The following is a 7,567-nucleotide window of genomic DNA, read 5'->3' on the forward strand; positions in this document are numbered from 1 at the left end:
GATTGACCTTGAAGGAGATTTGGATTCTGAAGGTTTTAAAGGTTCTGAGGATGTAAGACCTGGTTTTCAAAATGTTAGAGCTAAATTTCATATAAAAGCTAATGCTTCTAAAGAAAAAATAGAAAAACTTGTTAAAAATATAGAGAGATTCTGCCCTGTTGGAGACTCTCTAGAAAATGGAGTTAATTTAACTACTGAATATGTACTAGAATAATAGTTTCTCAAGGAATAAAAAAATTCGCTTCATACTATCGCATGGCTCATGTCGCCAACGAGTCCTAACGGACTCCGTTGCTCAAAATAATTGATACTTTTATTCAGTTACCAAAGTTACAGTTTAAAAAATTTATAATTTCCTATAGAGTAATAAAGGATGGCAGAGCCATCCTTTATTTTGCTATATCCATATTTTCTATATATTCTAAATGAAGTACAGCTTTTTTTAATTTTAATGATTTTTGTACATCTATTATCCTTTGATTAGATGATCCCCTAAACTTTAAAAGTAAGCTTTTTTTAGATTCTATAAATTTACCATCAACAAGTGTATCTATATTTTCAAGAAGACTTTTCCATTTAAAGTATCTAGGATTTTTAGTATCTATAAGCTGTTCAAATGTATATCCACTATATGCCCAAATATCAAGTCCTAATTTTTTTGCTTCTTTACATATTTTAATTAGTGGATCTGGCTGTTCAAATGGTTCTCCACCTGATAAAGTTATTCCCCTCTGAAGTTTTAACTTTTTTATTTCATCTATTATATCTTTTACATCTACTTTAAATCCACCACTAAAATCATGAGTACTTGGATTATGACATCCCTTGCACTTATGATTACAACCTTGAGCCCATATTACAGTTCTAAGGCCTGGACCATCTACTATGCTGTCTATAGTCAGAGGAGATGCTAATCTTATTTTCATAATATCACCCCTAATACATTTAAGCATGTTTTATTCTATCTCTAACTTCTGCCCTTTTTGCATCATTAAATCTATCTACTGTTCCAACTAAATATCCTGTTATTCTTCTTATTCTTTCAAAGTATATTCCATCTTGTCCGTCTTTTCTTCCACATGCAGGACAAGTATCTTCTATAACTCCATTATATCCACAAACAGGATCTCTATCTACAGGATGATTTATACTTCCATATCCAATTCCTGATTCTTTCATAGCTCTTACTATACTTTCAAAGGCTTCTAAGTTATCTGATGGATTGCCATCAAGTTCTATATAACTTATATGTCCTGCATTAGTAAATTCATGATAAGGAGATTCTATGCTTATTTTTTCAAATGCAGAAATTTTATGATATACAGGAACATGAAAAGAATTTGTATAATACTCTTTATCAGTAACCCCTTCAATTTGTCCATATAATTTTTTATCAAGTCTTGTAAATCTTCCACTTAAACCTTCTGCCGGAGTAGCTATTAATGAAAAATTAAGATTATATTTTTCACTTGCTTCATCCATTTTTTCTCTCATATATTTTACTATTTTAATTCCTAATTCCTGTGCTTTTTTACTTTCTCCATGATGCTCACCAATTAATGCTTTTAAACATTCAGCAAGTCCTATAAATCCTAATGTTAATGTTCCATGCTTTATAATCTCTCTAAGATCATCATCCCAAGAAAGCTTATCTGAACCCATCCAAACACCTTGTCCCATTAAAAAAGGGAAATTTTTTACTTTTTTAGCTGCTTGAATTTCAAATCTTTCGATTAATTGATCTATAACTAAATTAATTTTTTCATCTAATTCTTTAAAAAATCCATCTAAATCATATTCTTTTTTATTCACCATTCCATGGTTTATTCCAATTCTAGGAAGATTTATGGTTGTAAATGAAAGGTTTCCTCTTCCTGTTACTATTTCAGGTCCACATACATTTCCTAATACTCTAGTTCTGCATCCCATATAAGTAGCTTCCGTCTCAGGTCTTCCTTCTTTATAGTACTTAAGATTAAAAGGAGCATCTAAGAAACTAAAGTTTGGAAATAATCTCTTAGAAGATACTCTGCAAGACAATTTAAATAAATCATAATTAGGATCTTCAGGATTTAAATTAACTCCTTCTTTTACTTTAAATATTACTATTGGAAAAATAGCTGTTTCTCCATTTCCTAGACCTTTCTCTAAAGATAGTAATAAGTTTTTACTAATCATTCTTCCTTCTTCGCTAATGTCTGTTCCAAAGTTTATACTTGAAAACGGAACTTGAGCACCAGCTCTTGAATGCATTGTATTTAAGTTATGAATAAACGCCTCCATGGCTTGATATGTTTTTCTATCAGTTTCTCTATAAGCTTCTCTATAAGCAAATTTTTGTATTTTTTGTGCTTCTTTTTCAGTCAATTTATAGTTACTCATTAATTTATCTTTTAAAGTATTTAATAAATCTTCATCTATTTTCAACGATATCTCTTTATTTAGATTTTCCTCTATTTCTTTTAATAAATTAGTTATATTTTTTATTTCAGTTTCATATAAATCATTATATATACATAAAGCTTTGTATATATTATCTCTATATAGTTTTTTAAATGTCTTTTTTACACCTTTTGCTAGTCCATAATCAAAGAATGGAACACTTTGTCCTCCATGCTGATCATTTTGATTGCTTTGAATAGCTATTGCTGCAAGCGCTCCATAGCTTAATATATCTTGAGGCTCTCTTAAAAATCCATGACCAGTAGAAAATCCACCTTCAAATAATTTAGATACATCTATCTGACAGCAAGTTAATGTTCCCATGTTTAAAAAATCCATATCATGTATATGTATATCTCCTTTATCATGGGCAATTGCATGTTCAGGCTTTATAACAAATTCTTTGCAAAATTCCTTAGATACAGCACTTCCATATTGAAGCATAGTACCCATAGCAGTATTTCCATCTATATTTGCATTCTCTCTTTTTATGTCAGCACTATTTGCATCCAAAAACGTTATTTCTTTTATGGCTCTCATAAGCCTAGTTTTTGAATTTCTTATTCTACTTCTTTCAGCTCTATATAGAATATATGCTTCGCTAGTTTTAGCATGACCTGTTTCTATTAAAGTTTTTACAACAGCATCTTGTACATCTTCAACATTTGGTATTTGTCCTATAAATCTTCTATTTAAAAGGCCTATAACTTCATCCGCTAAGCTTTCAGCCATACTATAATCAGGTAGTTTTCCTTCTTTTTTAGCAACTTCACTTGCTGCTAAAAATATAGCTCTAGTTACTTTATCTTTACTAAAATTTATGATTCTTCCATCTCTCTTTTTTACTTTTTCTATCACTTATAAAACCCCTTTCCACAGTATATTGTGGATTAACTGTTGATAACCACAATATATAGTTGATAACAACCAAAAAAAATCCCCTTTAACCTTGTTAAAGGGTTTTTTAAGTTTTAACTATATTTAGATTATCAAAATTGTAATCATTAGTCAAACAGGCTCAAAGTATTGCAAATACATGTTCGTTTTTTTGAAACTAAGTATTTATAATGGTTTCGTTTTGGAGAAAATTTTACCTAAAATATTTATAGGGCAAGAAACTATTTTTCTTAAATTATCTAAATAATCTTCTTTCATGGTAATAATAACAGATGTAGCAGGCCCTGATGATTTTTTAAAATCAATGTTAGTATTAAAATAATCTATTTTCATATTTGTAATTTTTTCTATAGTCCTGCATTCATAACCTATCCCTTTAGATCCTACAGGAATAATATTACTGATATAATTTAAATCTAATATTTTTTTAAAATCATAAAATGAAATAATATCATTATCTTCATTTATATTAATTTCACTTCCTACCTTAGGAAGACCTAATAATACTACTAAATCATTATTTTTAACTTTATTATTTTTTATATATTCTTTTTTTAATGTTCCAATAACTGTTAACCCTAAAAATGTTTGTGCTACTTTGAAATTTTCCTCTGTACTACCATTAATAGGAATATCTAAGTTGTTATCAGTTAAAAATTTCTTAATTCCATCTATTATTTCATAGCCTCCACTTTTCATAGAAACTCCTATATTATCAACTACCACTATAGGTTTTGCTTTAACTGACATGATTTCCATCATGCAAACTCTAGTTGTAAAATAAGAGACTATATCTAGGGAAGCTTTAACTACATCTAACTCTTTATTTCCAACCCCTGCACAAGAATCACAAGATATAACTAAATACTCATCTTTATTTAAATTTATAAAAGTTAAATCCCTATAAGTTTTCAAAATTTATTCCTCACCCTCTAATATTTCATATATCTTGTTCATGTCAAGGCTTGATCTAACTATGTTAGCTAGTTTATCATACTCTCTTTCTTTAAACTCCTTGAATGATTTTACACTACTTTCTATTTCATCTAATCCTCTCATCTTTCTTATATTATTAAGTAAACTTCTTGTAAAGTTTATATTATCGAATATTCCATGTATATACGACCCCACTACATTTCCTTCTATATTTATAGCTCCTTCTAGCTCACTTGTATTTTCTTCTACTCTTTTAATAATTTTATCTAAATATCTGGAATTTCTCCCCACAGTACTTCTTCCCATATGAATTTCATATCCTTCAACTTTAACACCTTCAAGTCCAGCTAAGTATCCTCTTACATTATTTTGTATTACTGCTTCAACTTGAGTTGTTATTTTTTCTCCTTCAAATGTGGTCTCTATATCTAAAAGCCCTATACCATTAATTTCTTTTATTCCACATTCTATTCCTTCAGGATCGTATAATTTCTTCCCTAACATTTGATATCCTCCACAAATACCAAATATAAGTTTTCCTCTTTTGTGAAGGTCATTTATTTTCCTCTCAAGACCGCTTTCTCTAAGATATATTAAATCTTCTATTGTATTTTTACTTCCTGGTATTATTAATATATCAGGATCTCCTATAGATTCTCCTCTCATTACATATCTCAAATTTACATCTTCTTGAGTTTCAAACACATTAAAGTCAGTAAAATTAGAAACATGAGGTAGGTATAAAACTTCTACATTAACTTCACCTTTTTCTTTTGAGCTTTTTCTTCTAAATCTATCTGCTAGACTGTCTTCATCTTCTATTTTTAAATTACTATAAGGTATAACTCCAAGAACAGGAACTTTTATTATATCCTCAATCATTTTTATCCCTGGCTCAAGAATCTTTATATCTCCTCTAAATTTATTTATTATAACTCCTTTAACTCTTTTTCTTTCTTCTTCAGTAAGAAGCATCATAGTTCCTGCAAGAGAAGCAAATACCCCTCCTCTATCTATATCTCCTATTATTATAACTGGAGAATCTGAAATCTTTGCCATTCCCATGTTTACAACATCATTTTCTCTTAAGTTTATTTCCGCAGGACTTCCTGCTCCTTCCAAAACTACAATATCATACTCATTAGAAAGATTTTCGTATATATCTTTTATCATGCTTTCAAGCTGTGGTTTGAATTTATGATACTCTTGAGCATCCATATTTTCATGAACTTTTCCATTAAGTATAACTTGTGCCTTTTTATCTGTAGTCGGTTTTAAAAGTATAGGATTCATTCTAACATCAGGCTCAAGTCCTGCTGCTTCTGCTTGAAATACTTGGGCTCTTCCCATCTCAAGTCCTTCTTTTGTTATAAAAGAATTCAAAGCCATATTTTGAGATTTAAATGGAGCTACTTTATATCCATCTTGTTTAAATATTCTACAAAATGCAGCTGTAATTAAACTCTTTCCAACCCCAGATGCTGTTCCTTGAAGCATAACAGATTTTCCCATTTTTATTCCCCCTAAAATTTATTTTTATATTTTTAATTTCTCATAAAGACATACTTAAATTTTAACATCTTTAGTTTAAAAATATCAATTATAATGTATAATTTAGTTATATTTAAATTAGCGAAACTATTAATATATTCAGGAGGAATTAATATGCTTTCTAAAAAGTTAAATATCATAACACCATCTTTTACTATTGGAATAAGCAGTAAAGTTAATGAACTTAAAAGTAGAGGTATAGAAGTAGTAAACTTAAGTATAGGAGAACCTGATTTTAATGTACCAAGTAAGGCTAAGGATGAAATCATTAAGGCAGTAAATAACAATAAGACTAAATATGATATGGTTTCTGGAATTGAAGAGCTTAAGAAAGCTATAGTAGAGAAATTAAAAAGTGAAAATAATACATACTACGATTTAGATGAAATTGTTGTTTCAAACGGAGCAAAACATTCTATAACTAATGCTTTAATAGCTCTTTTAGATCCTCAAGATGAAGTTTTAATACCAAAGCCCTATTGGGTTAGTTATCCTGAGATGATTAAACTAGTTGGTGCAATACCAATATTTCTAGATACTAATAAAAATAATAACTTCAAAATTACAGCAGATCAAATACAAAAAAATATAACTTCTAAAACTAAAATGATTTTTATAACGAATCCTTCTAATCCAACAGGTGCTATTTATAGTGAACAAGAGCTCAAAGAAATAGTAGATGTATGCTTAAAAAATAATATTTATATATTAGCAGATGAAATATATGAGAAAATATGCTATGAAAACACTTTTACAAGTATAGCTTCATTATCATCTGAAGCTAAAAACATTACTATTACTGTTAATGGTTTTTCTAAATCTTTTGCAATGACAGGATTAAGACTTGGATACTCTGCATCTAATAAAATTATATCTAAGGCTATATCAACTGTACAAGGTCATTTGGTTTCTCATCCATCTACTATATCTCAATGGGCTGGATATGGAGCTTTAAAGTACTGTAAAGAGGACATTAAAAATATGGTTGAAATATATAAAGAAAAAAGAGATTTAGCAATATCTATGTTATCAGAAATAAGAGATTTAGACTTTATATATCCACAAGGTGCTTTTTATATGTTCATAGATATATCCAAATTAAAATATAAAATTAAACATAAAGACAGCTTTTCTATAGATTTTTGTAATAAATTACTTGAAAATAATAAAGTAGCAGTAGTTCCTGGAATAGCATTTGGAATAGATGACTTTATAAGAATTTCATATGCATGTAGTAATGAAAATATTATAACAGGAATTAAAGGGATAAGAGATTTTGTAGAAAGTTTATAATTACTGTATATTATAAAAGACTTTAGATTGTAAAAGATAAACTCCTATATAATTTTTATAATATTGGAGTTTATCTTTTTATTTTAGGTCTTTTTTCAAAAAATAAAAAAAATTACGTGGCTACGTCCTACTCTCCCAGGAGGCTTCCCTCCAAGTACCATCGGCGCTAAGGAGCTTAACTTCTGTGTTCGGAATGGGAACAGGTGTATCCTCCTTGCTATTGTAACCACATAATTTTAAGATTATTTTGATTTTTCTTTAAGTTTATTTGTCGGACAATAAGTATTTTATCATTTTTATTTAATCTTGTCAACTTATTTTTTGAAATATTTAATACTTTCAAAACTGCACAAATTAATTTAAGCAACGGAATTCGTTAGAATTCGTTGGCGCGATGCAATTTATTGCATTTTTGGTCAAGTCCTCGACCTATTAGTATCCATAAGCT

Annotated in this window: 6 protein-coding genes and 1 rRNA gene; 2 read left to right on the forward strand and 5 right to left on the reverse strand. The window is 28.8% G+C overall.

All coding sequences use genetic code 11. The features are described 5' to 3' along the window. Nucleotides 1–214: OsmC family protein (locus BUA77_RS12175; RefSeq protein WP_143151364.1), on the forward strand; the 214-nt coding region annotated here is incomplete at its 5' end. A gap of 175 nt (nt 215–389) precedes the next feature. Here the strand turns inward: BUA77_RS12175 and nrdG are convergent. The 4 genes from nrdG to BUA77_RS12195 all read right to left on the reverse strand — a co-directional run bounded on the left by nrdG (nt 390) and on the right by BUA77_RS12195 (nt 5,787). Further along, nucleotides 390–926, reverse strand: a complete 537-nt coding sequence (gene nrdG, locus BUA77_RS12180) for an anaerobic ribonucleoside-triphosphate reductase activating protein (protein ID WP_072890653.1) — start codon at nt 924–926, stop codon at nt 390–392. A 19-nt stretch (nt 927–945) separates the two neighbouring features. Continuing rightward, complete coding sequence (locus tag BUA77_RS12185) at nt 946–3,300, reverse strand: anaerobic ribonucleoside triphosphate reductase (RefSeq protein WP_072890656.1); 2,355 nt, start codon at nt 3,298–3,300, stop codon at nt 946–948. A gap of 204 nt (nt 3,301–3,504) precedes the next feature. Beyond that, nucleotides 3,505–4,254: a hypothetical protein gene (locus BUA77_RS12190; RefSeq protein WP_072890659.1), complete on the reverse strand. Its 750-nt coding sequence runs from the start codon at nt 4,252–4,254 to the stop codon at nt 3,505–3,507. Nucleotides 4,255–4,257: 3 nt separating this feature from the next. Next, on the reverse strand, nt 4,258–5,787 hold the full coding sequence (locus BUA77_RS12195; protein WP_072890661.1) for a cobyric acid synthase: 1,530 nt from the start codon (nt 5,785–5,787) through the stop codon (nt 4,258–4,260). Nucleotides 5,788–5,940: 153 nt separating this feature from the next. Here BUA77_RS12195 and BUA77_RS12200 point away from each other — a divergent pair, with 153 nt between their 5' ends. After that, entirely contained in the window at nt 5,941–7,119 is a 1,179-nt protein-coding gene (locus BUA77_RS12200; RefSeq protein ID WP_072890663.1) for a pyridoxal phosphate-dependent aminotransferase, read from the forward strand. Between the two features lie 114 nt (nt 7,120–7,233). Here BUA77_RS12200 and rrf read toward each other — a convergent pair. After that, nucleotides 7,234–7,350: ribosomal RNA gene (gene rrf, locus BUA77_RS12205) — 5S ribosomal RNA — on the reverse strand. Nucleotides 7,351–7,567: the final 217 nt, after the last annotated feature.

This window comes from Tepidibacter formicigenes DSM 15518, from assembly GCF_900142235.1.
GTDB classification, from domain to species: domain Bacteria; phylum Bacillota; class Clostridia; order Peptostreptococcales; family Peptostreptococcaceae; genus Tepidibacter; species Tepidibacter formicigenes.

Coding starts and splice junctions, on each gene's coding strand:
- BUA77_RS12195 (WP_072890661.1), bottom strand. CDS start 5,787: ATGGGAAAATCTGTTATGCTTCAAGGAACAGCATCTGGGGTTGGAAAG.
- nrdG (WP_072890653.1), bottom strand. CDS start 926: ATGAAAATAAGATTAGCATCTCCTCTGACTATAGACAGCATAGTAGAT.
- BUA77_RS12200 (WP_072890663.1), top strand. CDS start 5,941: ATGCTTTCTAAAAAGTTAAATATCATAACACCATCTTTTACTATTGGA.